25 protein-coding genes are annotated in these 26,241 nt (G+C 33.5%); 11 read left to right on the forward strand and 14 right to left on the reverse strand.

Translation table 11 applies throughout. From position 1 onward, the window contains the following. Window positions 1-301: 301 nt before the first annotated feature. Together BCR21_RS13630 and BCR21_RS13635 are read right to left on the reverse strand one after the other, a co-directional pair. Complete coding sequence (locus BCR21_RS13630) at window positions 302-2,446, reverse strand: hypothetical protein (protein WP_069647013.1); 2,145 nt, start codon at window positions 2,444-2,446, stop codon at window positions 302-304. A 478-nt stretch (window positions 2,447-2,924) separates the two neighbouring features. Next, complete coding sequence (locus BCR21_RS13635; protein WP_069647014.1) at window positions 2,925-3,503, reverse strand: TMEM175 family protein; 579 nt, start codon at window positions 3,501-3,503, stop codon at window positions 2,925-2,927. Window positions 3,504-3,668: 165 nt separating this feature from the next. Here BCR21_RS13635 and BCR21_RS13640 point away from each other — a divergent pair, with 165 nt between their 5' ends. Next, window positions 3,669-3,869 carry a hypothetical protein gene (locus BCR21_RS13640; protein WP_084013321.1) on the forward strand — a complete coding sequence of 67 codons (201 nt, stop codon included), beginning with the start codon at window positions 3,669-3,671 and terminating at the stop codon, window positions 3,867-3,869. An 81-nt stretch (window positions 3,870-3,950) separates the two neighbouring features. Here BCR21_RS13640 and BCR21_RS13645 read toward each other — a convergent pair whose 3' ends face one another. From BCR21_RS13645 to BCR21_RS13660, 4 genes are all read right to left on the reverse strand, one after another. Then, on the reverse strand, window positions 3,951-5,039 hold the full coding sequence (locus tag BCR21_RS13645; protein WP_069647016.1) for a DUF5105 domain-containing protein: 1,089 nt from the start codon (window positions 5,037-5,039) through the stop codon (window positions 3,951-3,953). A 109-nt stretch (window positions 5,040-5,148) separates the two neighbouring features. Continuing rightward, window positions 5,149-5,940, reverse strand: a complete 792-nt coding sequence (locus tag BCR21_RS13650) for an HNH endonuclease (protein WP_069647017.1) — start codon at window positions 5,938-5,940, stop codon at window positions 5,149-5,151. Window positions 5,941-6,054: 114 nt separating this feature from the next. Continuing rightward, window positions 6,055-6,456 carry a hypothetical protein gene (locus tag BCR21_RS13655; RefSeq protein WP_069647018.1) on the reverse strand — a complete coding sequence of 134 codons (402 nt, stop codon included), beginning with the start codon at window positions 6,454-6,456 and terminating at the stop codon, window positions 6,055-6,057. 18 nt (window positions 6,457-6,474) lie between these two features. Next, window positions 6,475-7,002: an HdeD family acid-resistance protein gene (locus BCR21_RS13660; protein ID WP_069647019.1), complete on the reverse strand. Its 528-nt coding sequence runs from the start codon at window positions 7,000-7,002 to the stop codon at window positions 6,475-6,477. A gap of 215 nt (window positions 7,003-7,217) precedes the next feature. Between BCR21_RS13660 and BCR21_RS13665 the strand changes: the two genes are divergently transcribed. Both BCR21_RS13665 and BCR21_RS13670 read left to right on the forward strand, forming a co-directional pair. Next, window positions 7,218-7,547, forward strand: a complete 330-nt coding sequence (locus BCR21_RS13665) for a PadR family transcriptional regulator (RefSeq protein ID WP_084013323.1) — start codon at window positions 7,218-7,220, stop codon at window positions 7,545-7,547. A 2-nt stretch (window positions 7,548-7,549) separates the two neighbouring features. Next, the gene (locus BCR21_RS13670; RefSeq protein WP_069647020.1) at window positions 7,550-8,362 is read left to right on the forward strand and encodes a hypothetical protein; all 813 of its coding nucleotides are present in this window, start codon (window positions 7,550-7,552) and stop codon (window positions 8,360-8,362) included. A 33-nt stretch (window positions 8,363-8,395) separates the two neighbouring features. On the opposite strand, the gene BCR21_RS13675 is transcribed toward BCR21_RS13670, so the two are convergent. The 6 genes from BCR21_RS13675 to BCR21_RS13700 all read right to left on the reverse strand — a co-directional run bounded on the left by BCR21_RS13675 (window position 8,396) and on the right by BCR21_RS13700 (window position 15,607). Then, window positions 8,396-8,773 carry a DUF956 family protein gene (locus tag BCR21_RS13675; protein WP_069647021.1) on the reverse strand — a complete coding sequence of 126 codons (378 nt, stop codon included), beginning with the start codon at window positions 8,771-8,773 and terminating at the stop codon, window positions 8,396-8,398. A gap of 128 nt (window positions 8,774-8,901) precedes the next feature. Further along, on the reverse strand, window positions 8,902-9,813 hold the full coding sequence (locus tag BCR21_RS13680; RefSeq protein WP_069647022.1) for a PTS system mannose/fructose/sorbose family transporter subunit IID: 912 nt from the start codon (window positions 9,811-9,813) through the stop codon (window positions 8,902-8,904). Window positions 9,814-9,836: 23 nt separating this feature from the next. Next, complete coding sequence (locus BCR21_RS13685) at window positions 9,837-10,643, reverse strand: PTS mannose/fructose/sorbose transporter subunit IIC (RefSeq protein ID WP_069647023.1); 807 nt, start codon at window positions 10,641-10,643, stop codon at window positions 9,837-9,839. A gap of 33 nt (window positions 10,644-10,676) precedes the next feature. Further along, entirely contained in the window at window positions 10,677-11,675 is a 999-nt protein-coding gene (locus tag BCR21_RS13690; protein WP_069647024.1) for a mannose/fructose/sorbose PTS transporter subunit IIA, read from the reverse strand. Window positions 11,676-11,959: 284 nt separating this feature from the next. Further along, entirely contained in the window at window positions 11,960-12,454 is a 495-nt protein-coding gene (locus tag BCR21_RS13695) for a mannose/fructose/sorbose PTS transporter subunit IIB (RefSeq protein ID WP_069647025.1), read from the reverse strand. A gap of 255 nt (window positions 12,455-12,709) precedes the next feature. Continuing rightward, window positions 12,710-15,607 carry a sigma-54-dependent transcriptional regulator gene (locus BCR21_RS13700; RefSeq protein ID WP_069647026.1) on the reverse strand — a complete coding sequence of 966 codons (2,898 nt, stop codon included), beginning with the start codon at window positions 15,605-15,607 and terminating at the stop codon, window positions 12,710-12,712. A gap of 259 nt (window positions 15,608-15,866) precedes the next feature. Here BCR21_RS13700 and BCR21_RS13705 point away from each other — a divergent pair, with 259 nt between their 5' ends. Next, window positions 15,867-17,498 (forward strand): ABC-F family ATP-binding cassette domain-containing protein, encoded by a 1,632-nt coding sequence (locus tag BCR21_RS13705; RefSeq protein WP_069647027.1) that lies wholly within the window; start codon window positions 15,867-15,869, stop codon window positions 17,496-17,498. A gap of 177 nt (window positions 17,499-17,675) precedes the next feature. Here the strand turns inward: BCR21_RS13705 and BCR21_RS13710 are convergent, their stop codons facing one another. Next, window positions 17,676-17,927 (reverse strand): acyl carrier protein, encoded by a 252-nt coding sequence (locus tag BCR21_RS13710; protein WP_069647028.1) that lies wholly within the window; start codon window positions 17,925-17,927, stop codon window positions 17,676-17,678. 1,180 nt (window positions 17,928-19,107) lie between these two features. Next, window positions 19,108-20,580, reverse strand: a complete 1,473-nt coding sequence (locus BCR21_RS13715) for a class I adenylate-forming enzyme family protein (protein WP_069647029.1) — start codon at window positions 20,578-20,580, stop codon at window positions 19,108-19,110. Between the two features lie 165 nt (window positions 20,581-20,745). Between BCR21_RS13715 and BCR21_RS13720 the strand changes: the two genes are divergently transcribed. Genes BCR21_RS13720 through BCR21_RS13750 form a run of 7 tightly spaced genes read left to right on the forward strand, consistent with a single transcriptional unit; the run spans window position 20,746 to window position 26,236 of the window. Continuing rightward, window positions 20,746-21,636, forward strand: a complete 891-nt coding sequence (locus tag BCR21_RS13720) for a hypothetical protein (protein ID WP_069647030.1) — start codon at window positions 20,746-20,748, stop codon at window positions 21,634-21,636. A gap of 3 nt (window positions 21,637-21,639) precedes the next feature. Beyond that, window positions 21,640-22,593 (forward strand): ABC transporter ATP-binding protein, encoded by a 954-nt coding sequence (locus BCR21_RS13725; protein WP_069647031.1) that lies wholly within the window; start codon window positions 21,640-21,642, stop codon window positions 22,591-22,593. Beyond that, window positions 22,590-23,360 carry an ABC transporter permease gene (locus BCR21_RS17360; RefSeq protein ID WP_084013324.1) on the forward strand — a complete coding sequence of 257 codons (771 nt, stop codon included), beginning with the start codon at window positions 22,590-22,592 and terminating at the stop codon, window positions 23,358-23,360. Before BCR21_RS13725 ends, BCR21_RS17360 begins: the two co-directional genes overlap by 4 nt. Further along, a complete protein-coding gene (locus BCR21_RS16705; protein ID WP_084013325.1) occupies window positions 23,350-24,117 on the forward strand; it encodes an ABC transporter permease in 768 nt (255 codons plus the stop codon). The genes BCR21_RS17360 and BCR21_RS16705 overlap by 11 nt, the downstream gene beginning before the upstream one ends. Further along, on the forward strand, window positions 24,107-24,610 hold the full coding sequence (locus BCR21_RS13740; protein WP_069647034.1) for an acyl carrier protein: 504 nt from the start codon (window positions 24,107-24,109) through the stop codon (window positions 24,608-24,610). The genes BCR21_RS16705 and BCR21_RS13740 overlap by 11 nt, the downstream gene beginning before the upstream one ends. Window positions 24,611-24,612: 2 nt before the next feature. After that, complete coding sequence (locus BCR21_RS13745) at window positions 24,613-25,509, forward strand: hypothetical protein (RefSeq protein WP_069647035.1); 897 nt, start codon at window positions 24,613-24,615, stop codon at window positions 25,507-25,509. Between the two features lies 1 nt (window position 25,510). Further along, window positions 25,511-26,236, forward strand: coding sequence for an SDR family oxidoreductase (locus BCR21_RS13750; protein ID WP_069647036.1), 726 nt, complete (start codon window positions 25,511-25,513; stop codon window positions 26,234-26,236). Window positions 26,237-26,241 lie beyond the last annotated feature (5 nt).

The following is a 26,241-nucleotide window of genomic DNA, read 5'->3' on the forward strand; positions in this document are numbered from 1 at the left end:
CTTCTTTTAGAAATTTAGATGCCTTTATCAATTAATACTAAGCACCCATTATAGTAGATACAAGAAAAACAAACATTTTTCTAGTCTAGTATAGTGGGTTTTTTTTTTGCATCGTGCGTAAAGTAAGTTTTCATCAGAAAACCATCAAAAAGGTACACGCCTTAATTCACAGGATCAGAGAATTATCATTATGAATAAATCCTATTAAAATACGACAACCTAACGCCAGTAAAAATCTGGGTTATAGTCGTCGTATTTTAATTTTCACTTCATTTACAAAACATAGTTCAACAATCCATTGCTATCCTTCACTTTGTCGTGCAAGATATGTCTCCAGATATTCACTCAATAGTTTATATCCTTCCATCTTTTGTTCCACTTCTTTCGGGCAATAAATCCATTTACCCATGACTTTCCGTTTCTTAGACAATACATCTATCTCTTCTAAAAAATCATTCAAATCGTCGATCAGTTTTTGACTACTCAGCTCATTGCCCAACAAAATATCTTTCTTTTCTCTTTCATATACAGATGCCCATAAGTACGGCAGCACTTCAATTTGGCGGATATTCGCATAAAAATCATCTTTTGGCATCATTCCTTTATGCCCCATCCCGCGTCCTTGTTGGAAGAATGAATGAATATCCCACTCTAATTTTTTCAAACGGCGTAATGATGGCCCTTGTGAATCATGGGAGTTAGCACTATTTTGATTATATCCTTCATCTAATGCCCAAGAGTTTTTGGTTCCTACTGTTTCAGGATGCTTCTCTGAAACACGATCGAGCATTTCTTCGATCGCTAAAGTAACGGTTGGTCTTTCTGTATCGGCTTCTATCACCAATTTAGCTGGTCGGTTTGCTTGTAGAAATGTCTCTTTTGTTGGAAAACTTCTATTCACTTGTGTAGCCGGCTTTTGCTGTGGTGTCTCTGATCGCGTTGGTGGTGGTGCAGGCGGTCCCATCATCGGATTGCTTGCTCTTGTCACAGGTGTCTGCTGAACAGCTGAAACTGGTTCTTTTTTAACGATTGGAGCGACTTTTTCCGCTTGACGCATTTTTTGTTCTAATTCAGCAATTTTTTGATGTGCTTTGATCAATTGAACATCTACTTTACCAACTGTTTGTGTTAATTTTTTGATTTCTGTCGCATTTGATTTTAGTTGTTCTTGATCTTTTTGGTGTTGTTCTGCTAACTTTTTCGATGAATCGCTTTTTGTCAGTTTAGCAGTAGGTACTTTTTTCTTGTTATTTTTGACTGTTGTAAGTTCAGTTTCAACTTTTTGTAGTTTGTTTGTTAATTGATCGATCACTTGGCTCAATTTAAGCGTTTCTGTCGTTTTCTCCTGTAATTGTTCATAATCTTTTTCTAATCTTTCTAATGCTTCTGAATCTGGTTTTGGTTCTAAAACAGTCGATTCTACGGCACTCAATTTACCATTGATCTGCTCTAATTGATGTGCAATCGTCGTAACTTCTTTACTAGTTGTATCTAATTTATCCGCTAATTTAACTTGCTCATTTGCTGATTTTTTAGCAGTTGAAAAATTCACTTTAGGTCTCGATACTTGTTTATTTTTTTCAATTATTTTATTCAATTCAGCAACTTGCTGATCTGACTGGTTCATTTTTTGACTTAGCGAATCAATGCGCTTTAGTGCTTCTTCTAGACGAGATTCTAACGTTGGAGCTGATTCTTCACCCGGACCCAATGTAATTTTGAATTTTGGTGGTATCTTTGATTTCGGTAGATTGGCTAACTTAGCCTCTACATCCCTTTTAAAGGTTGAAAATTCTTCTACTAATTGCTTAATTTTTTCATTGGCTGTTTTTAGTTGTTTCGCATTTTCAGATTCCAATGCTTGTTTAGCCGCGACTTTGCTTTGGATCACTTTAACTACTGGCGGCGTTCTCTTGTCTTTAACAGTTTGGACTTCTTTGTAGATATCATTTAGGTTTTCACTAAACTGATTCATCATCTCTGTTAAAAGCAGGACTTCACTGTTGGTCTCTTGCAACCCTCTTACCATCTCAAGTGGGACTTCTTCTGAAAAATTAGTCACATGCTCCAATGGCAACTCTGGGACTTCTAAACTGCTGATCCATGTGCGTAAATCGCTGATTTGCAATTTACTTAGCGGATGTGCCAACGCCAAAAGTAGTGTAACATAAACAGCTTTTTGCGTTACACGAACGTAAAGGTTTTTTGCGACACAGTCTTCAAACTCATGATTAAATTGTTCTGGAAGATCTGCTAAAAGTGCCTCGAATTGCTCTGGCTGCTCATAGTCTTCTGCTAACTCGAATTTTCTTAGGAGATATACAGAATATTGACTCAGCACATCGTCTGAATAGAGTTCTTCTCCTAATCGATTTGCTTCGATTTCTTTTCTTAAAAAAACTTTTTTGCTTCCTGTTGTATTCTTTGTAAGACTCAACTTCTCCATATGTACTAACGGCCCCTTTTTTACTTGTACCTTACCTTTTTATTTAGAAACACCCTTTTTAAATTCAAAGAGGCTGGAACCAAAATTTTTCTTTGAAAATCAAGACCATCAACTTTTCTAGCTCTTACTTAAAAGTCGATTAGATTGAATGGGTCATTTATTGTCAAAATAACTTTTTAATACCAGTTTATTCGGATTAAGGCAGCATAAAGCGACACCATGCTACTTATATTCCAATTCCCTCTATGACTTTTTATAATTCTATGTTTATTAATCTCTTTTTTAACAATCATTTTTAATTTTACCCTAAAAACTACCCTAGTTGTTTTCATAAAATGTTCTAATATAGTAAAAAAATGAGAATATACAAATTTTATACACGATTCATTTGTTTATTTATATAAAAAAATAAGATAAAACTGAAAAAGTTTTACCTTATCTTCTTTCATTGAATTTATAGAAAAGTATAACCCGGCGTTCACTCTTTATATTGCTTTTCAATTCGACGGTCAGGTATGATCCACATAATCAAAATACCGATATTTACAATCAATACAAAATACGGATGGATCAGTAGACCTAGAATCAGACCTAAAATATTCAAAACTATCGTGACATAAGATTTATTGTATCGCTGAAAAAATTCACTTAATTTTGAATCACTGCCGTTTACCCGTATCAGCTCTCTAGTCAGTATCAAGTAAGCGCTATTTGCTAGAAGGGTTATCAAACCATATGTTAATTGAGGAATTAAACTATCGATAAAATCCCCAATCCAAGCAGTAGCAAATGGAAACAATGTCAATGTAAAGATAAAAAAATTATTGGCCCAAAGTACACGTCCATCGATTTTATGGACTAGTTGAAACATATGATGATGATTATTCCAATAAATTGCCAACAGTACAAAACTTACGATATAAATAAATAATTTCCGTTCAACTCCAGCTAAACCAGCTAAAGTATCTGTTGTCGGTTGATGTAATTCTAACACTAAGATGGTCATTACGATCGCAATAACGGCATCTGTAAAAGCTTCTAACCTTGATTTTGACATATTTTTCATCTCCTTATTTTTATTTTACGTTCTTTTTAGGTAAACGCAATGATTATGCCCCGCCTAAAGATGGAGAGAAAATCAGCCTAAAGGTGGATTCCGTGCCCAAGGATTCTTGCTATACTTTATTCATAGAGAACAAGAGAAAAAATGGAGGTTTTTAAAATGAGACAACGCTCAATGGTAATGAATATATTAATGGTCATCGGATTTTTCTTTGTAGGAAGTATTATTTTAAGTATTGTACTTGGACTTTTAGGTGGTCTATTGTGGTTTGCAATTAAAATCATGATTCCTGTGGCTATTGCGGTCTGGTTAGTTCGTATGATTTCAGGTCCGTCAAATAATCGTCGTCGGTATTATTAAAAAATAGACTAGTATGACTTTTTGCAGCTTCATAAGTACAAAACGATTCAGCTCACTTAAGAGCTGAATCGTTTTTTCGGTTTATTTGTACATATTTCCTCGGAAAGCTTGTTCAAGGCTATCAAAGTAATTGATTGAACCTTTTGTTTGAATTTCCCATTTATCATCTTTTTTCTTCATGATTACTTTATAATCATCATAATCGTCAATGCTTACTGGTTTTGAATTTTTTAAGATTTCAGGCAATTTATCTAACTCTGCCTTTTGAGCCGCTTTACTTCTCTCATCGAACTCTTGATCGCTGTGCGCTTCAGAATATTCCTTATTAGCAGCTTCCATGTCATCCTTCATCTCTTTGAATGACAATCCCTCCACTTTCACTGCTACTTCAGCCACATCAGGAAAATACGAAGCAATCTCATACTCAACAGTTGCAACTTTTGCATTGTCTTCTCTAAATACCTTAGCAAGTGCTAAGCCTTCTTCATCAGTCACTTTATAGTCATAAAATTGTTTTTTGAGTGCTTTAGTGAAGTTTTCATCAAAGTTTTTAACGGCTTCATCACGATCATTCGCAACTAGTTTGTTGTACTCTTTATTTTCAGTAGCTAAAAAGACTTCATCTACAAAAGCTGTTGCTGCCTTAATCGCATCATCACTATGATCTTTATACTCAGAAGCATCTACATCAAGAATGATTGGTTTCGGTTCTTTTTTCCCATCGTAAATTCTTGGTTCAAAGTGTAGTTTATATTCCGCTTCTTTTTCTACAGGAAATACGATGTAACCCGTTTTGCTTTTCTTACCAGAAATTTTTTCATATGCAAGAAGAGGTGTTTTACTGTCATCTAAATAAAGACTCAGTGCCTCAATTTTGCTATCCTCTTTATCGTAAAGCATGATGTCCGTCGCACTCATATCTAAACTTTTATCTGTTTCATTTTTGATTGTTACTTTTAACGCAAGAAAGCCTTCCCCTTCATCAGCATTCTCTTTCTTTGGAACGACATACTCCCCTTCATCGATTGAAATAGATGCAATTTCAGATTTTGATACTTTTTTTGATGTCTTATTGTCATCTCCACTTTTACTAGAAGACCCCGTTCCTCCGCATGCTGCTAATGAAATAATAGCAATTGCTGATAAAAATACTAACCCAAACTTTTTCATTTCCATCTCCCCTTAACTTTTGTTGAATACCATTTTCATTCTACTACAGTGGGAAGACTATTTTATCTCAATTTTATTAGAATTTACACAATTTTTTGAGAATTCAAAATTATTTATTTTTTTCTTCTGTATACATTTTATCTCGATGAAGTAACAATTGCTGTTCTTTAATTTCTTCAATAGCTTTTACGGCATATAAAACACCCATATGATAATCTTTATGGACTTGTTTAGAAACCGTTAAAAGATTGCTTTCATGATCGCTTCCGCCTGCTGATACAAAAACAAGGTGATGGATTTCCACTTGATGGTCACTCGCTGGAATTCTGACGCCAAAACGATTTGTAATCGCCAAATCTTCACCAGTGACTCTGCAGTAAAAGCGATCTCTGCTGGCAATTCTATAAGGCAACGTTGAAATTCCCCGCTTGAAAAAAGTCGCTTTACCATAATTTCGGCTGCAGCGGTCCGAGCAAAATGATCTTCTTCGACCTTCCAAAGGTTGATTACACCATTTACATAATCCGACATTTTCCCTAAAATCGATTGTTTCAAATCCTAATTCTTCGCCAAACGCTTTTTCGTATTCATAAAGACTTAGCCAACGTCTTTTGTATGTATCTGTTTTTTCTTCCAAACGTAATTGACTGCCTTGAGCTTTATAAATGTATTTATTCGGAATTTCTTCAACCGTTTCTTGGATTTCTTTTTTTCTTTTCGTTGAAAAAGCTGAAAAATCATTGGTTGGTAATTCCCCCACACCAAATTGTCCGACTGTTTTACATTTAAAACATATATAAAATTGCGGCAGACCTGAAGAATCTTCTGGAAAAAGTAATTCTACTTTTTTTGAACATTTGGAACAATATGCCTTAGGTAATTTAAAACGATGATAATTCACAGTCTCATTCCTTCGTATTTTTTTCTATTATAACGCATTTTTTAATTTAAAAAATAGAGGACAATCTGAACAAGATCATCCTCTATTTTTTCTTATTTAATTAAGAACAGGTCACTATCCTAATTCTTCTGTTTTTTTAACGATTTTTTTGATTTCATGAATGGCTTTCTTTTGTTCCAAGTAGCTTTTCACTTTATTTTCATCGCCATCGATTTTGCCTAACGTTGTGTCTAGTTTATCGATTTCAGCATTGATTTGACCAACTAATGATTCTTGATCATCGATCCAATTTTCAGCATTTTTAACTGCTTTATCTTGTGCTTTTTGTTCTTCTTTTTCGATCTTATTTTCTTTGCGGATAATTGATTTTACTTCATGCAACGCTTTTTCTTGTTCATAAAAATGTTTGATTTTGCTGTCAGTATCTTCCATTTTTTCAAGAGTCACATCTAACTTATCCATTTCTTTACCGATTTTTTCTACTAATTTTACTTCTTTTTCTGCATAATTTGTCATAACTAATTCCTCCTCGTTTTATCTAAATGCATAAACAATATGTGTGATACCAAAAAGCATAAAATAAAATCCAACTAGAAAGCTTAATGTCAGTGCTGAAGATAAAGGATTCATCAATAACATGATCCCTAAAATGATCCCCAAAACATCCACGACTAATGTAAACCAGAAGTAGCCAGTACTAACTGATTTCGCCAAATCTAAAGCAAATAGTCCAAAAACAGAGTCTAAGATAAACCAGATTGCAAATATAAATGGTAAAGCCGCAACCCCGATATTTAAGTTAAATAAGAAATACACACCGATAATAATATCGATTACACCTAAAACAATTGGTGCATACGCTTTGTATCCTGTTAATTCCTTCATTCTATTACGAGCGAAAATTTCAAAAATTCCTTTTAAAATAGCAAATATAGCGAAAACCATTACGATTGCAATCAAGTTTCCGGCTGGATCTTGAAATGATAATAATGATGTTAGTACAAAAAGAACTCCTAGTACTAAAGATCCCCAATCTACACCCGTTTTTCTTGTTTCATTCATAAATTCCCACTTCTTTCATCAATATTTCTTTCTACACTTTTATGGTACTCCTAAAAATTGGTATAGTCAAAAATAAAGCCCCTGTAAGTCACAGTTTTTATAAAAGATGAGGAATTGTCATTATTTTTCTATTCGCTATATTGTTTTACAAGATAGCAGGTTAGTGGTATATTGTATTATAAGATACATAACGTAAATGTGATGGAGGTACTCTATTGGACGCGACTCAGATGCTAAAAGGCTTGCTAGAAGGCTGTATCTTAAAAATCATTCAAAAAAAGACGGTTTATGGCTATGAAATGACCACCCTCTTATCAGAATATGGTTTGAATATGGTTAGCGAAGGGAGCATTTATCCTATCTTACTCAAACTCCAAAAACAGCAAATGATCACTGGTGAAATGCGCCCCTCTTCTGAAGGACCGAAACGAAAATACTATTCTTTAACATCAACTGGCGAAACCTACTTGCAACAATTTGAAAAACAATGGTCATTGATCTCAACAGGCGTAAATAATATTATGGAAAAAGAAAACGAGGACTGAAAATGAAAACAACAGATATGATCAAACAAAACAACGAACTGAGAAAGCAACTAAATCCAGAAAATAAAAAATACTATGAAGATATTCTCGTTTATATCCGTGTAAATTTGAATAAAGATGAGCATCAAACAGAGGAAACTCTTTTAGAAATTTTGCAGGATATTTTAGATGCACAAAAAAATGGCACTTCTGCACAAGAATTTTTCGGAAAAAATCCGAAAGAAATCAGCGATAGTATTTTAGCAGAACTACCAAATGATTCTGAGAAGTATTGGAGTAAATTTTTATTTGTCTTTTTCTTAATTCTTCTGCAATATAATTTATTTGATTTACTCCTACAGCCAGTTGTTTCCATAAATTGGTTCAACACGGTGCTACCTGTGATTCTTTTAATCACAACCGCAATATTAGGGCTTATTTCGATCAAATACTCCGCCTTTACCAGTGACAGGAAAAAAAGTTACTTTTTCGCTCTCTTGGCGTTGCTTTTCTGGATTGCCAGTATTTTAATGCCTATTATCGATAAGAAGATGAATGGTATTGTCGGCTATGTATTGTTCTCTCATCAGGCATTTGCGGCCATCTTATTTATTCTTTCAATTTGCTTATTGATCGTGCAATTCCGCTTCAAAATGAACAATGCTGCTGGGATCTATATCACAACGTTTTTTGCAGTATTGGAAGGTGCTGTTTTGCTTGGGATAGTCAATCCGATTTTTGTGTCGACAGGCTTAAAGATTATTCTTTGGGTAGTCATCATTCTTGTCAGTATCTTGGGTGTTGCACGTGATAATCAAAAGTTTAGAAAAAACTAGGATAAAAAAAAAGGAAGTGAGCTTCCTTTTTTTTTATCCTTTTTTCTTACCCAATGATCGAAACGCACGTTTGATCACATCAAAAAATCCTAAAGATTGCACCATATGATCTGGCGCTACATATTCTTGTATTTCACGAAGCACTTTTTTGGGCTGTTTAGAAGAGAAAGTAAATGTTCCATTTTTCTTCGTTTGAATCGCGTAACGTGGAATCCATTTGCCTTTAAACATGACAGACGCAATCACATAATCAACTTCTTCCCAAGGAATTTGGACAAATTTTCGGCTATCACGGGAATTGTAAAATTCAAAACCTTTATCGCCGATCATAATTTTTCCGTAATCCGTAAGTCCTGTAAAAGCGGTGGCATCTGTTATGAAATCTACTTGTGTATTCAGTGATTGAACCATTTTATCTGCTCCATTTCTTCCGTGATTTATAGTCTCTATTATATGTGTTTTTAACGCATTAAGCTATGTAAATGAAACTTGGGACAAAACCAACTGGCTTTATCCCAAGCATAAAACTCATAGACAGATTATAATAATCCGATTACGTGGCCAAGTACACCGACTACGAATAAACCAAGAATGATAACGATTGGAGAAACTTTTTTCTTCAATAACCACATACAGAAGAATGTTAATAGTAAAGCGGCTAATCCAGGAATCAATTGATCTAAGTTATCTTGTAAAGTCGTTACTTTCATTGCTGAGAGTGCTTTACCTGAGCCAACTTCTTCAAATGCTTTTTGAATTCCTGAACCATTGATTGGAAGTTTGTCCCATTCAACATAGGCACCTTTATCCAATTTAACGGTAGAAACAATTGGAAGGAACTTGATGGATACCCACCTTTGCACCAGAGCTGCTAATACAAACATCCCTAAAATCGAAGCACCTTTTGTTACATCTTGCAGTAATCCACCTGAAAGGTCTTCTGTGATTTTAGAACCAGCTTTATAACCGAATTCTTGTGTATACCACATAAATGACCAACGAATAATATTCCAAGCTACGAAGAAAATGATTGGACCAAGAATGTTTCCACCGATGGCAAGAGAAGCACCTAAGGCACCTAACATCGGACGGATCGTAAACCAGAATACTGGATCACCAACACCGGCCAAAGGACCCATCATCCCAACTTTAACCCCTTGAATCGCTACGTCATCAACAGGGGCACCATTGGCACGTTCTTCCTCCAACGCTAAAGTTACACCTAGAATCGGTGAAGCAATGTATGGATGCGTGTTAAAGAACTCTAAGTGACGTTTTAATGCTGCTGATTGATCTTCTTTTGTTTTATATAATTTTTTAATTGCTGGGATCATTGAGAAAGCCCAACCGCCATTTTGCATACGTTCATAGTTCCAAGAGCCCTGAATGAATGTAGAGCGCCATGCAACGGCTAAACGATCTTTTTTGGATAATTCAATTTTTTCTGCCATGTCTCTTCTCTCCTCCTTCAGGATTAATAATCATTTAAAATATCGCCAAGTGGATCACCAGTATTGCGTCCACCGCCGCTACCATTTGAAGAACCGCCCATTTTAGAAAGATTCAAGTAGATCAACGCTAGAGCCACACCTAAAGCACCAAGTGCGATCAATGTTAATTGAGAAATTGCTGCAACAACAAAACCGATGATAAAGAACGGCCATACTTCTTTTGTTGCCATCATGTTGATTACTAATGCGTAACCTACCGCTACGACCATACCACCACCGATAGCCATACCTTCAGTTAACCATGCTGGCATTGATTCCAATGCTGTTTGAACAGTTTCAGCTGGAATAAATAAAAGTGCTGCTGCTGGAATCGCAATACGGATCCCTTGCATACATACTGCTAAAACCTGTAACATTTCGATTTTTCTGATATCGCCTTTTTCAGCTGCCGCATCCATCATATGCACGATCGGTACAGCAAGTGTACGAACGATCATTGTTAAGAAAAGACCTGCTACTGCAAGTGGTACAGCAATCGCGATTGCTGATGGAACACCTTTAACGCCTTGTCCGCCTAATACTAAAATAATTGCTGATGCAACAGATGCTAATGCCGCATCCGGTGCTACTGCGGCTCCAATGTTCGCCCAACCAAGAGCGATCATTTGTAATGTTCCGCCAAGAACGATCCCAGCTTCCAAGTTACCAGTTACTAAACCAATCAAGGTACATGCCACTAACGGTTGGTGAAATTGAAATTCATCTAGAATTCCTTCCATACCAGCTAGAAAGGCAACTAAAATTACTAAAATAATTGTTATAATAGACATGATAAGCCTCCTATTTTCATTTGAATTTTTGGATTATTTTGAGTGTGCTTGCGCTAACTCATGTTTTGCTTTTTTAAGGATTTCATCCATGTTCGCACTAGAATCATTTGGAACTTTACGAACGTCAAATTTGATACCTAAGTCTTCTAATTTTTCAAAAGCTTCAACATCTTCTGGTCCCATTGATAATACTTTACTTACGACTACTTTACCGACTGAATGAGCCATAGAACCAACGTTAACTTCTTTGATATCCACGCCCGCTTCAACAACTTTTACCACATCTTCTGGGTTTTCAAATAGTAATAATGCTTTGGTATTACCGAAACGTGGATCTTTTGCAATTTCAATCATTTTACTGATTGGAATAACATTCGCTTTCACCCCTGGGGGAGCCGCTTGTTCGATCAATTTTTTACGAAGGTCATCTTTTGATACCGCATCTGAAACAACAATAATTCGATTTGGTAAAACCGATTTTGTCCAAGCAGTAGCTACTTGACCATGTAATAAACGAGAATCAACACGTGTTAAAACGAACTTGATTTTGCCATCACCGACAACAGTTCCTTCTGGTAATGCTCCTTTTGGCTGAGCATCTTCCGCAACAGCTTTAGGTGCTTCAGCTGGTTCTAACTCTTCTGGTTTGATTCTTACGCCTTCTTTAGCTGTTTCAAGAATGTGCGTTGCGATTTCTTGTGCTGAATTCATTGAGAAGCGTGACGCATATGCTTCGATCAACATTGGTAAGTTCAAGCCGCTAACGATCGCCCATTTGTCTTTATGTTCTTCAAAAAGACTATTAGCTTGGTTAAACGGTGTTCCTCCCCATAGATCGACTAAAAATAATACTTCATCTTCTTCATCAAACGTTGCGATTGCTGCTTTCAATTTTGCTTTTAAATCGTCTGGGCCTTCGCTAGGCATCAATACAACTGCTTGTACTTTTTCCTGTTCACCAAAAATCATGGAACCGGATTGTAAAATGCCTTGAGCAAATTCCCCATGGCTAGCAATAATAATTCCTACCATAATTTGATACCTCCTATATTTTTTTCAACTACTTTGTCATTACCATCATCAACAGAGGAAAACACCAACTAGAAAATATAAAAAAGAAAAAATGCGTTACTTTGTGTGTTCTCAATTACTTCTTGCGATCTGTCAGATGATTTTTGATAACTACCTATTACTCAACGATCACTCCATGCATTGACTTTGATCGATCGAACCACTCCTTCCAATTCTATGCATAAGATACGACAATTAACATTCAGTCAGTCCATCACGCCATTTATATAGAAGCTGAAAAAGAATCAAACTAACTGTTCTTTTTTCAGTAATTCCATCAAATCTACTTTGCTGTCTGCAACCACTTTCCGAATCTCCAACGTAATACCATGCTCATGTAAATACTTGAACGCTGCGATGTCCTCTTTATTAACCGCAACAGCATTTGTGATCATCCGTTTGCCACTGGTAAAACTCATTCCGCCAATATTGACAGAGTTGAATACTACCTTGCCTTCTACCACACGTTTTACGTCTTCTGGATTTGTGAATAACAACATTACTTTTAAGCTGTCAAAACGTTCGTCTGAAAAAATATCAATCATCTTCTCAACCGTGATGACATTTACTTTTACACCCGGTGGTGCTGCTTGTACAAGCAATGCTTTTCTTAGTGTATCGTATGCAACTGCATCACTAATGACTAAGATTCGGTTTACATTTGTGCTTTTGGTCCAGACAGTCGCAACTTGTCCATGGATCAAACGATCATCGATTCGCACTAAACGAATATCCATCATGTGTAATGTTCTCCTTTTTCAGGATGTTTTAATCTGCAAATTTTTAACTCATTATTAATAAAATACTATGCCCAGCCATTTATTGCCAAAATAACGACTAGCAAGATCAGCCAAATCATTACAATGGATTGATTGAACAATAGACAGATTTCATCCACTAACTTATTTAAAGCAATTTTCGTGCCAAAATTAGTGTATTGTCAAAATTAACGAAAAACTAAGGCTTTTTTTAAGAAAATACACAAAGAAGATACACTAAAATAGTGTATCTTCTTTGTGTATTGCCTGTAGTGTATCTTCTGTATTTTGTGCTTGATTCAACTGTGTATTTTTAATCAGCTGAATAATATAATAGATTTCTTCCATCGGCAACTCTATTTTGATTAGTTGTTTTAGATGAGCTGCTGCGCTCGTTACGATCTCGAAACTAGGATCAGTTGAAATCTGACTTAGTTCTTCTTCTGTTAGCGTCAATGTATCGTGCTGTAGTATTCTTTCCATCATACCTGCTAAATGCATGACTAAATTAATATAAAAAGAATAATCCAATCGCAGATCAAGCTTAGTTCTGATAATATCTGCAAATTCCCATAGAGGATCGATCACTTTTTTGGGGTTGATGAAGGTAAAGCTTTCTTCCATATAATCAATACAGATTTTTTTAGCCTTTGGCTCATCCATTTCTTCTGTTTCTACATAGATGTCGCTGTCCATCAATAACTGATCGATCACAGACTCAGCTTCACCAGAGAAAAAGGTTTCCATCGGAATAAACGGTGCGGCAATTTTAGGATCGGTAATACCCGTTGTAGCAATGACACGATACTCTTCTTGAATCGCAATAAGTTGTTCTTTCATATCGATAATAGACAACGGTAATACTTCTAATTCTAAGCCTAATTGCGGTGGAACAGCTGCTTCGATCATTTCTTTCATTCGTTTGGCTGTCCCTTCACCAGAAGCACAGATTGCGATAATCACTCGTTTTTTCCAAGTTTCCAAAGGATCGATTTCTCTTTCTTGATGGATTTCAGCATACCCTTGAAAGTTTTTCAGTGAATCATATAACGTGTCCAACTGCGTATCGATCAACGTCGTTTTTCTGGCTGTTTCTAAAACGATTGGTGTTGTAACCATATCGACCGTTCGAACTTCGATTCCTGTTTGCCGTGTGATTTCATCTGAAAAAGTAGCTAAAGAACCCATATCCACTAAAAGAATTACTCCACTGTCTTCATTGACTTCTTTGACTACATTGACGATTTGACGTAGCGCTTCTTTCGGCTGCATTTCTAACGGCATATCGACCGCTCTTAGATTATCAACATTCAACAATTGAGAGACCACTTGAACCATACTTGTAGCCGTACTTTTTCCGTGAGCAGCAACTACGATTCCAATCCGTCCTGCATCTTTATTTTCCCTTAGTGAAATCAGTAGAACTGCTAGGTAATAGGTTTCAAATTCAGGGATTTTCATTTGATAATTGATTTCGATAATTCGTTTGATTTCTTGTGCTGTCTCAAATTCTATTGGATAATCCAGCACCATGTTTTTGATATTTTCATTTAATTGATGCTGACGATCTTCGCCATTTTGGATTCGTTTTAAAAACGAACTGATGTGTAAACTCATAGCGTAAATAAAATTTGATTGAAAATTATAATTTAGTTTTTGTTTGGCAAAATTATAGATTTCTTTTGTGACGTCGATGATACGTTGATCGACGATTTCTGCTAACTTATTTTCAGTATCAAACGTAAAACCATGGTCTTTATAGAAAGATTTTAAATGAACATTGATATCTGTTGTAATAAAATTGTTGATCACTTCTTGTTCTAGTCCATCAGCTTTTAATAGGGCTGCTTTATCCCCAATAATTTCATATAAATTATATGGTAGCTCATACGAATCTGACTGTATCGTTACTAAAGGTTCATTTGGTGTAACGATCATTTGCGGTTCTAAATATTTAGATAGTTCCGCCAATGCATCACGATTGCTAGCGAGTTGCATCATGCCTTCTTTAATACTATCAGTCAATTCATCGATTGTGATCGTCAGTTCATCTTGGTCGATATGGTTTAAAAAACCTCTGGCTGTCACTAATTGAACATTTGACTTCAACTGACCTACATTTCCATAAGAAACACTCCCAATCAAAGCTTTCACTACATCTTCTGATAAAGAAATTTTCTTCTGAATACGCGAGGCTTCCATCGAGATCATTACTCTAAGCAGATCGATTTTTTCTTTTGCAGGTCGATCAATAAAATTAGGTAACTGAATAATGATCGGAATCCTACGAACAAAGGTATTTAATAAAGAAGAGGTTGGATTTTCAGTTGTGGCACAAATGATCCGCACATCTGCTCGACGGTTTTTAACTGTTTCTCCCAACCTTGAATATGTCCCATGATCCATAAAATAAAAGACCATCTCTTGTCCTTCTGGCGGTAAGCGATGAACCTCATCAAGAAACAAAATACTTCCATCTGCTTCATGAATGATTCCTTCTTTGGCTTTCGTTGCACCAGTAAATGCTCCTTCAGCATAACCAAAGAGGTGAGACATTAATAATTCAGGATTGTGGGCATAATCGGCACAGTTAAAAACAACTAGTTTTTTATCTGGATCGATCACATGATTTAACAATGCAAATTGGAACATAGCATGAGCAAAATACGTTTTTCCAGAGCCTGTTGGTCCTGTGATCAAACAGTTCAATCCTTTTGGTGGGTATAAGATAGCAGCTTTTGCTTGTTCAACAGGCGTTCTCATACTACCAGTAGAGCCAATCATTCCTTTAAAAATGTCTTCTCCAGCAAATTTTTTAGCTGACTTATGTATAGGATTCGCAGATGTTGTGTGCTCTTCAAGGAGGCTGTGCTCACGATAACTTTTTACTGGTTTGGATAAAGGTTGATATTTAAAAATGGTTTTATCAACATACTTAACTGGACGTCCTTCTGTCTTCTCTAACAACCCTTCTCGAACGAGCTGATTTAAGTCTTTACTAGCATTTGTTCTTTGAATACTCAAGGCCTTTGAGACATCTTCAGTCGTCAGACCGCTTCCCAAGGAAACATCACTTGATGTGAGATTCTCGGTCTGTTCTTTTACATAAAGATAAATTCGGTCTATACGCTTCATTCTCGTTACTCCTTTCACCGCTAAATAGTTTAAAAGATACACTAATTTCATGTGTATCATACAGTGTATCGTTTCAAAAGTACACTAATAACCTTTTGTTGAAATGTTTCACATGAAACAAGGATTTTATAAAAAGTGGTCTCATTTTAGTAAAATCCCTAAGGTATTTCTGAAAAAGTCTGAAATTCCTTGAAAAATATGGGTTTCCTCGCTATAATGCAGAGAGGTTTAACTATTCTATATGAAGTGAGGAAAACAATTGATTACTGTAAATGATGTAAGTTTGCTATTTTCAGACCGCAAACTTTTTGATGATGTAAATATTAAATTCACACCCGGTAACTGCTACGGTTTGATTGGTGCTAATGGCGCTGGTAAATCAACGTTCTTAAAGATTTTATCTGGCGATATTCAACCGACGACTGGAAATATTGCTCTAGGTCCTGATGAGCGTTTGGCTATCTTGAAACAAAATCATTTTGATTTTGAAGATAATACTGTTCTAGAAACGGTTATTATGGGTCACAAACGTTTGTATGAAGTAATGAAAGAAAAAGATGCTGTCTACATGAAAGAAGATTTCACGGATGAAGATGGGATCAAAGCAGCTGAACTTGAAGGTGAATTTGCGGAATTAAATGGTTGGGAAGCTGAACCGGAAGCGGCTGTTTTACTCCAAGGTTTAAACATCCCTGAAAATCTGCATGACCAAAAGATGAGTGAACTGACAGCTGGTCAAAAAGTCAAAGTGTTGCTAGCGCAATCACTATTCGGTAAACCTGATGTTTTACTACTAGATGAGCCGACCAATGGTTTGGATACTCGTTCGATCAACTGGTTAGAAGAATTCTTGATCAACTTTGAAAATACTGTTATCGTCGTTTCCCATGACCGTCACTTTTTAAATAAAGTATGTACGCACATGGCCGATCTTGATTTTGGAAAAATCAAATTATATGTTGGTAACTATGATTTCTGGTTAGAATCAAGTCAATTAGCGTCAAGACTACAATCAAACGCTAACGCTAAAAAAGAAGAGCAAATCAAAGAATTACAAGACTTTATCGCTCGTTTCAGTGCCAACGCATCGAAATCAAAACAAGCGACTTCTCGTAAAAAAATGTTGGATAAAATCACTTTAGATGATATCCAACCATCTTCACGCCGCTATCCATTTGTTGGCTTTACTCCAGATAGAGAAATCGGAAATGATTTACTCCATGTGGAAAATGTCTCTGTGACAATTGATGGTAAGAAGATTTTAGACAATATCTCATTCTCTTTAAATAACGTTGATAAAGTAGCATTCATTGCAGACAATGATATCGTTACAACAACTTTGTTCAAAGTGATCATGGGTGAAATCACACCTGACACAGGTAGCGTACGTTGGGGTGTTACAACAACTCAAGCTTATTTACCGAAAGATAATAGCAAAGACTTCGATACTGATTTAACAATTTTAGATTGGTTACGCCAATTTGCAAGTAAAGAAGAAGATGACAATACATTTTTACGTGGTTTCTTGGGAAGAATGTTATTCTCTGGTGAAGACGTACTGAAATCAGTTAACGTGCTTTCAGGGGGCGAAAAAGTTCGTGTGATGTTATCTAAGTTGATGTTATCTAAATCAAATGTACTTGTTTTAGATGATCCTACAAATCATTTAGATTTAGAATCAATCACAGCTTTGAATGATGGACTAATGGCTTTTACTGGCGCAATTTTATTTGCTTCACATGACCACCAGTTTATTCAAACATTAGCAAACCGTATTATCGCTGTATCTGATAAGGGTGTAGTTGACCGTGCGGATACAACTTATGACGAATTCTTGGAAAATAAAGATGTTCAAAAACAGTTGGATGAATTATTTTCTGGTGAATATTAATAACAAAAAAGAAGAAACATCCGTTAATTCAGATGTTTCTTCTTTTTTAGGCTCTATACTTTCTGATGCCGGTGATTTTTCACCAACATCAGAAAGTATAGAACCTGATTCTTCAGAAACTAAGTAGCTGATACTATTAATTTTTTTATATAACCTAGTCTATTTTATATATACAGATTATCTTTTATCTAATTGTTTGATTACCAATCCAGACAATAACCCTATTGTCCTAACATTTTCAAGCACCATATCATCACCATCAAATTCCATATCAAATTTATCTTCAACAATCACTAATAAGTTAATTATCTCTAGTGAATCAAAATTTAGATCATCTACAATATCTGTATCAACATCTAAATTTTTATAATCCTTTAACTCATTTATTATTAATATAAGAATACTCTCAATCTTTTTTTTCTCTTTCATAATTTCACCCTCTCTACAATATTTAAAAATACTTTTCAAGTCTACTTCAAAACTCTTTGTACTATATTTCAACCAACTTCATAATTCCAAACTTTCATCACACAAGAATTTAAAACATACAAAAGGCAATGCCTTACCATTTAGATTTAATCCCATTGTACAAATTTTTAACAAATTAACAAATGTTGGTACCACTTAAACCGTGAATTATCTTCCAGTAATTCACAGTTTAAGCTCTCACTAGTTTTTTTCTATTCAGAACGTACTTCTTCTGAGATAATTTTTTGCACCTTCTCTTTACTAACCACAAACACTGAGCTTAAAAACCAGCTACTCAAAAAAAATTATGAGGCTTCCGAAATTCTCTCCGGAGATGTTCCATTTGATGCCAGTGTTAATAAAGCATTTTCGAAAGCGAAGAAAACAAAAAATCCTATACTTAAGAGATAGTGGAAACAAACAACTATAGTAATAGAAAATATTTTATAAATAATCCCGAAATACCCATTGTGAGAAATCAAGGCAAATAATTCTGGGAAGAACAATTATTGGTATGGACAAAAAGATCATTTTGCTATTTCTTCAAAGTACAATATGTCCTGACAACAGTCTTTTCTTCAGCTTTTCACGGAAGATAAGTCTGTCGCTGTTCCTGTCATGAGAAAAATTTCAATGTTTGGCGTTTGAGAAATCCATGTATTAATAAACAAAGGATATGATGCATTGAAATTTGTACAATCGAAGCGTGATTTTACAAATTGCCCACTCACAGATAAATATGGATTCTGTAAAAGAGGTTGGAAAACCAAACAGTCAACTAACTATCACTTATACAATATGCTAGCCATTCTATCAATATTCTTGGGTATAGTGTGTACATACCCACTATGAAAGGGAATTTCAATGCTTAATCAAAGTCATTATACAGCTGAAAAAAAGCACTCCTAGATTTATTAATACAGCAACTTACTTATAACTTAAACAAATTTGTTATACCTCGACTCAATAGATTTAAAAACAGAAAAGAAATAGTCGCGTAATTCTAAAAAATACCACTTTTGAGTTTGGACGAGTATTCATTTTTTTTAATGCTAATTACAAAATTGGTTCATTTAATCTTATTCTCCTAAATAATATTTTATTAAAATTCTCATAAAAAGTTGGATTGATTAGCTCTATTCTATTCTCGAATTTTTTTCCCATTATATGTCTTTCTCACACTCTTTACTCTGATAAATTTTCTTGGAATTTTATATTTAGAAAGAAATTGATAACAATATTCTCGTAATTTTTGAGAATCGATTTCAGTTACACTACTATACTTAGCAACTGGTACTTCTCCCGCAGATGCATCCTCTTCTCCAATAACTATACAGTCCTTAATTCCAGGAAAAGTAGCAATTACATCTTCAATATCCTCCGGGAAAATGTTGAGACCATTACATATAATAATGTTTTTTATTCTACCTAAAAAAAAGAAGTCTCCTTCTTCAGTCTTATAACCGAGGTCTTCAGTGTGTAGCCAACCATTTCTGATCTTTGCTTTTGTCTTATCTATATCCTTGAAGTAACCTTTCATTACATTTGAACCCCTTGTTACAATTTCGCCAACTTCCCTAGTAGGTAATTCTTTAAAGTCCTTATCTACGACCTTCATTTGAACACCATCTAAAGGTTTCCCAATATTATTTGACATAGGGTTTTCTTTAGAAAAACAATGAGAAGTTAATCTTGGTGATGCTTCAGTTTGTCCATATGTTTGGATAAGCTGTACTCCTTTCAATTTACTCATTAACATGTTTAAATCGTCTTTCCTTAAGGCTGCTCCACCAAAATTCACAAAACGTAATGACTTCAACAAACTAGTTTTCTCAGTATTTAATTCATTGAAAATCTTTACTATTTGTGGAACACAAGTGAAATTCGTTATATTATGTTGATTAATAACATTTATAAGCCTTTTTAAATGTAACAAACCATCGTAATAAACAACTGTCCCTCCAACATAAATTGTAGACAATAGTTGAGCCGTATTCACATACCCAAAGCATGAAGGCAAAATAATTAATGATACATCGGTTTCGCATAAATTAACACTGCTAGTATGCATTATCACATTTGAAATCAAATTTTTGTTAGTCAGCATCACTCTTTTAGGAGAAGAAGTTGTTCCGGAAGTTTGAAGAAGTAAAACCACATCTTCTAACTGTTTTTCAAACTGAATACTATTAACTATGTTGCGAAGTTGAGAATTAAGATTAATAATTTGAGTAGTTTCAATATTTAACAAAGTAACACTATATTGAATATCCTTAAGGATATTCCGCAAAAATTTCTCACTTGAACAATCGCATACAATAAAATTCGATTCACAATAACTTAAGACAGATTCTACCTCAGTTGGAGTAGATTCATAATATATGGGAACAATCACTTTATCTGCATACAAAAGTGAAAAATAACCTAATACATAATTATTTGAATTCTTCACTAACAACAATGCGCTTTTTCCAACATTACAACCATTAATCAGTGTTGCCATTTTTTTTGCAAAATTATGTGCTTCTGCATAAGTGATCATTCCTGATGAATCTTTGGTCAAGATTTTGGTACTATCACATCTTTCTTGTAACATATTTTTTATTTTATCCATACTTTCTCTCTCCTTATACAAAATAATTTTTTTTTTAAAACATCTATCCTTTCCATTCGAAATAGTGTAGAATAATTTTATACTATTATATCACTATGCGTACCATTATGTTTATTTTAATAGCAATTAGTTATATTTAATTTTTCGATGAAAGGATTAGATATCTTGAAAAAAAGTTATGAATGTTTGAATTCCAGCCTAGTTTTTTCTCTAAATAGCCTTGGTATTATCATAAATCCTTCAGATTTATATATTATTGGTGAAGGCTATGATTTTTGCTATAGCTCTAATTACCTTGGTGCCAACCAAAAAAAAAATAGTTATCTCGCACTAAATAGATTAGACATATACTTCAATGAATTCAGAGTTAGCAAGTCTAATTTCAAGAACTTCATTTCTTATATGAGTACTAAGTCTACATATTCCTTAATAATAAAAGTCTCATCTATAATCATCTGTTGCTATTCTAATATAAAAAAAATTTCAGATAATACTCACTATATCAATATAGTTGGAATATCTGAAGATAAAAAAAAAATTTTTATTCATGATGGTTTTATTCCAGATTTACAGCACAGTACATTTGTGGGCTGGATAGACATTGAGGTACTATTTAGTAACTCTTCTGAAATACTCACAGGATTACTTATTTCTAAGCCAAGTCATAAAATTGACGTGAACAAATTGACAGTTGAGATGTTTCCAAAAGTGATATCAAAGTTGGTAAAAAATCCTCTGACGATAAAACATTTAAAGAATTATTTAGAAATTAATAGCTTAACAAATCTGAATTATGATCTTAGATTTTATGGATTTATAGCTTCCAGAAAATTTATAAGAGATTATTATGCCACTCTATATTATAAAGAATTTTATATCGATAAAGCTGATGAAATAATAAAAGCGTGGGATGCCTTTTGCTTATTCATACTAAAAATGTCTATTCGAGATAACAAAAATTTGTCTTTGATTTTATCAAAATATACTCCAGTACTTGAAAAAGAAAGCAAACTTCTCAATAAAATTTATAATATTTCAAAAGGAAGTGAGGGTTAATACTTGTCTGAAATAATTACAGTGAATAATCTATATCGTTCATTTAAAGAAGGAAAAAAAACTATACCTGTTTTAAATAATGTCAATTTTTCAGTATATGAGGGTGAAGTCTTTGGAATTCTTGGACCAAACGGCGCAGGAAAAACTACTTTGATAAAGATACTATCAACAATTCTAAGTCCAACAGAAGGAAATGTGTCTATTCTGAATTACGATGTCGAAAAAGATGCAAAAATTATTCGTGAAAACATCAATTTTGTTTATGGCGGGGAGAAAGGTGTATATGGGCGATTAACAGCAAAGGAATACTTAGTCTATTTTTGCCACTTATATAAAATAGAAAAAAATCGAATTCCTAATTTAGTAAAAAATTTAATGGGGAAAGTGAATATAGATCAATATCAAGATAGAAAAATAAATTCTTTCTCTAAAGGAATGATCGAAAGAGTTCATTTAGCAAGATCATTGATTAATGATCCTAAAATAATATTTCTTGATGAGCCTACCGTAGGGCTTGATCCTGATGGTGCAAGATTGTTAAAGAAAATCATACTAAACATCCAGAGTGAAGGGAAGACTATTATCTTCACTACTCACTACATGCAGGAAGCCGATGATTTATGCAACAGAATAGCATTCTTGGAGAATGGTATTTTTAATAAAATCGCCCACCCAGAAGTTCTTAAAACAGAGGCAGCTAAAAAGACAGGTAAATACTTACTTTATTTCGAAAAAAAGCATCTAAAATGTATTAATGAAGTAGTTAAAAAGAACGAGATTGAAATTGTAAAACAATCAGAAATCGGGAATTTTATTTATCTGACTTTCTTTAATAAGGTATATGAGCTAGATGTTTTGAGCAAAATGAAACATCTAGCCATTACTTGTGAAGAAAAAAATTTGACACTAGAGGATGTATATATGTTAAATTTTTCAAGAAAGCGAGATCGTATATGAGTGACCTAGTATTATTAATTATTGATAACTTAAAATGGTTTATTAATCTAAAAAACAAAATATATCAGTTTATTCTTTTGTTTGAACCTTTATTCAACTTATTAATTTCTTTCTTAATTGCATACACTTCTGACCGACAATTGACAGCCGAATATTTATTATATTCTGGTTTAATGTCATCTTTTACTTTTTGTCTATATAGTTGTAGCTCCTCATTTCTAATTGAAAAATGGAACGGAACTTTAGAGCTAATCTCTAGTACTTCTACACCATTAAAAAACATAATATTGGCAAGGAATATTGCCTATTCATTCGTAGCGCTAATCCCATTAGTTCTTACATTTGTATATGCTTTCATCCTATTTAGAGTAGAAATTACCGTTATAAACTTAATTGGAAGCCTATTCTCTATTTTATTTTGTTTAACACTGTCTATGGCCAGTATTGGTTGCATCTTTTCAATCATTTTAGGCAACAGTAAAAATCCTTTGGAGCTTCAAAATATACTGGTTACACCTTTCATATTATTTTCTGGAGTTTGGCTTAGCAATGATAATTCATCAATTTTATTAAACCTGTTAACTAATTTGACACCTAGTAAATGGGCTATAGCGTCTTTTCGAGAAACAGTTTCTGGAAATTCCTTCTTCAATACAGAGACGTTCATATCAATTATTATTTCCATAACTTTTTTAATAATCTATCATTTTATGATGAATTATTATGAAAAAAAACTAAAGAATACAGGATCTTACAATGAATATTGAACGAGCACTACTAACATTCAAAGCTACTAATAATTTGGATGGTTTGAAAGTAAAAATCCTTCAAATGGTTTTTTATCCCATTTTGGAATACTATCTCTACACTATGATAATTACTACTATTACGGGCAGTGTAAATCTAATAGTGATGATGACAGGTTTAATTCTAAATAAAATGAATACTACTATAAGAATAAACTTGTCTAATTCTGTCAGGTTCAGTAAACAACTAAAAGTAACAGAGTTAGAGATGGCTTCCCCAACTTCATTTTTATTATTGTGTATAGACAAAATGATTTTCTTTTCTATTGAGGCTCTACTTTTCCTTTGCATAAATATGTCTATCCTGATTTTTTTAACCAATACAGCACTCTCAATTCATAACCTTATTAACTTATTTATTTCTTCTATGGTTACGTTGTTGTCTGGAATATCATTATCTTTTTTACTTGTACCCATCGCTCTACCTTTAAAAAATGCAAACTTATTATTAAACTTGACAACCTCATTAATCTTCATTTTTTCAGGTTGCATAGTTAGTACTGACAAATATCCTTCAATACTTCGATTGATTAGTACATACTTTCCCACAAGAAATGGAATTGTGGCTGCCAGAGCAAGTATTTCAGGAGAATTTGACAATTCAATGGTTTTTTCAGAACTTAAAATCGCTATTGTTTGTCTTTTATTAAGCATTGTCCTATATCGTTTTATGGAAAAAACAGCGAAAAAGAATGGAGGTATTATGAGTGACTTCTAGAATATATATAGATCTATTAGAGACACCTTCAATAGATAGTATTACAAAAGAAATTCAAAATTTACCCTTAAACATACCTATAAACGAATTAGGGCTTGATTCACTAGAATTTATAAAATTGTTTGTAGATTTAGAAGATACTTATCATATAGACTTCGATATCGATTTTTTTGATAGCGAAAAACAAATTTCCTTACAAGATATTTTTGATTATATTATTTTCAATTCATTTAGCGTATACTATAATTCAACTTTTACTGTAAGCGATTTAAGTGAGGTTGCGTCAGAATCAGGAATAATACAGAATATTGAGTCTAAAGAAACATACTATTTTGAAGGTGAGTCGTATAGTATAGTGCGTCAAATATCTAACACTCCTATTTCAATTAAAAAATTAGTTTATAATGACCTTTATTCAAAAGATGAGTTGGTATCATTTCTATCCGAAATGTATGAAGAAGACATGATTATTATTGAACTACCGGGGGTTTAAATATGAAAATAGATGATAATTGTATATATAAATGCTTTAGCTCTTACTTCCTTTCAAATGGAATTGATATTCCCCCTAATGAACTATTTTTTTTATATGGCGGTGAAAAACCAGAAATTATAATTAAGAATAATGAGTTTATTTCTGAAGCTTCCATCTCCAATTGTCATTTTGATTATACCTACTTTAAAGAAGTAACTAATCTATATTTTAAACATGAAAAACTAAATTATAGTAGATATCTACAGCTTTTTGAACACTCTGTAAATCATGAAGAGTTCCTCTTTCTCATTGAGTGCTATCTGCTAGAACTAAATACTGATACATTTAGAAAAAAATATGGGAAACATTGGATTTCTGTAAAAAATAAAAGTTCAGATTTATTAACTATCTATGATAGTAAATTTGAAGGAGTTGAAACTAAAGAGAATCTATTTAAGACAAACCTAGAGTCAGATAGAATTGATTACTTTTCTTTAAGAAACCAAAACTTATTTAAATACTCTAAGGCTATATTATATAAGTCTATCACGTCTTCTCTAGAGAATTACTTAGAATTATCCAAAAAATTTTACGAAGATTTATACTCACACATTTTTACTACTTTGTCTATAGAAGATAAATGCATCAGAAATATACAGGCTGTTTCTTTAGTTAGGTCTTTAAGAAGTCCTAATTCGCTACTGTTTTCGAAATTTATTCAAAGTACTTATTTCACAGATATTCCTGATTTTCGTAAAAACTATTTATACTGGGAAAAAATAATTGTATATCTACTAAAGTTATTTAAAGGGAGTATCGATGTAAAATCTTTTTCAAATATTTGGAATTCTCATACAGAAAATGAATTTAATCTATATGAACAATCTTATAAAAAATACGAAAAATTGAGTGGATAATATGTTGAAAACAGTACTAATTATAGGCGCCTCTGGTTCAATAGGTAATAGTCTCTTGCGCGCTTTTATAGATGAAACCAAATATAATCTTGTCCTTACTTACAACACTTCAAAAATAGATTTACCAAAGAAAAAAAATTCAAATAGCCTTAGGAATATTGATTTATTTAAATTAAATGTTGTAAATGAAGACTCATTTTTACACTTAAAATCCATTTTGATCAAAAAGGAAATTAAGTTAGACGTTATTATTTATCTTGCCGGAACTAACAAAGATGATCTAATTAGAAATATGGATACTACTAATTGGGACCACGTACACAATGTAAATTCCCGAGGAGCCATGTTAGTTATAAAACATTTATCCTTATTAATGCCTAAACATAAAAACTCAAAATTGATATTTGTATCTTCGCAATATTCTCATAACTCCAGAATCCATCAAGCAAATTACTGCTCGTCTAAGGCGTCTTTAAATATGCTTTGCAAAGTTGCTAGCTTAGAGCTTGGATGCTATGGTATTTCTGTTAACTTAATTAATCCTGGATTTATACAGTCAGCACTAAATAGGAAGCAAAGTCATAAATTTGTTGAAGCAAATGATAGAAGTATTCTTAAAAAAAATACTCAACAAAGAGACTTGAATAACTTCTTACTCTTTTTTATCTCAGATAAAATTGAAGGAGTCACAGGTCAATCCTTTAATATAGATGATAGAAATTTTTAGATATG

It is taken from the genome of Enterococcus ureasiticus, from assembly GCF_001730285.1.
GTDB lineage: Bacteria > Bacillota > Bacilli > Lactobacillales > Enterococcaceae > Enterococcus_L > Enterococcus_L ureasiticus.

What these genes read in the sequence shown, in the direction of transcription:
- BCR21_RS13630 (WP_069647013.1), bottom strand. Translation starts at nt 2,446, where the DNA reads ATGGAGAAGTTGAGTCTTACAAAGAATACAACAGGAAGCAAAAAAGTT.
- BCR21_RS13635 (WP_069647014.1), bottom strand. Translation starts at nt 3,503, where the DNA reads ATGTCAAAATCAAGGTTAGAAGCTTTTACAGATGCCGTTATTGCGATC.
- BCR21_RS13640 (WP_084013321.1), top strand. Translation starts at nt 3,669, where the DNA reads ATGAGACAACGCTCAATGGTAATGAATATATTAATGGTCATCGGATTT.
- BCR21_RS13645 (WP_069647016.1), bottom strand. Translation starts at nt 5,039, where the DNA reads ATGAAAAAGTTTGGGTTAGTATTTTTATCAGCAATTGCTATTATTTCA.
- BCR21_RS13655 (WP_069647018.1), bottom strand. Translation starts at nt 6,456, where the DNA reads ATGACAAATTATGCAGAAAAAGAAGTAAAATTAGTAGAAAAAATCGGT.
- BCR21_RS13660 (WP_069647019.1), bottom strand. Translation starts at nt 7,002, where the DNA reads ATGAATGAAACAAGAAAAACGGGTGTAGATTGGGGATCTTTAGTACTA.
- BCR21_RS13670 (WP_069647020.1), top strand. Translation starts at nt 7,550, where the DNA reads ATGAAAACAACAGATATGATCAAACAAAACAACGAACTGAGAAAGCAA.
- BCR21_RS13675 (WP_069647021.1), bottom strand. Translation starts at nt 8,773, where the DNA reads ATGGTTCAATCACTGAATACACAAGTAGATTTCATAACAGATGCCACC.
- BCR21_RS13680 (WP_069647022.1), bottom strand. Translation starts at nt 9,813, where the DNA reads ATGGCAGAAAAAATTGAATTATCCAAAAAAGATCGTTTAGCCGTTGCA.
- BCR21_RS13685 (WP_069647023.1), bottom strand. Translation starts at nt 10,643, where the DNA reads ATGTCTATTATAACAATTATTTTAGTAATTTTAGTTGCCTTTCTAGCT.
- BCR21_RS13690 (WP_069647024.1), bottom strand. Translation starts at nt 11,675, where the DNA reads ATGGTAGGAATTATTATTGCTAGCCATGGGGAATTTGCTCAAGGCATT.
- BCR21_RS13695 (WP_069647025.1), bottom strand. Translation starts at nt 12,454, where the DNA reads ATGATGGATATTCGTTTAGTGCGAATCGATGATCGTTTGATCCATGGA.
- BCR21_RS13700 (WP_069647026.1), bottom strand. Translation starts at nt 15,607, where the DNA reads ATGAAGCGTATAGACCGAATTTATCTTTATGTAAAAGAACAGACCGAG.
- BCR21_RS13710 (WP_069647028.1), bottom strand. Translation starts at nt 17,927, where the DNA reads ATGAAAGAGAAAAAAAAGATTGAGAGTATTCTTATATTAATAATAAAT.
- BCR21_RS13715 (WP_069647029.1), bottom strand. Translation starts at nt 20,580, where the DNA reads ATGGATAAAATAAAAAATATGTTACAAGAAAGATGTGATAGTACCAAA.
- BCR21_RS17360 (WP_084013324.1), top strand. Translation starts at nt 22,590, where the DNA reads ATGAGTGACCTAGTATTATTAATTATTGATAACTTAAAATGGTTTATT.
- BCR21_RS16705 (WP_084013325.1), top strand. Translation starts at nt 23,350, where the DNA reads ATGAATATTGAACGAGCACTACTAACATTCAAAGCTACTAATAATTTG.
- BCR21_RS13745 (WP_069647035.1), top strand. Translation starts at nt 24,613, where the DNA reads ATGAAAATAGATGATAATTGTATATATAAATGCTTTAGCTCTTACTTC.
- BCR21_RS13750 (WP_069647036.1), top strand. Translation starts at nt 25,511, where the DNA reads ATGTTGAAAACAGTACTAATTATAGGCGCCTCTGGTTCAATAGGTAAT.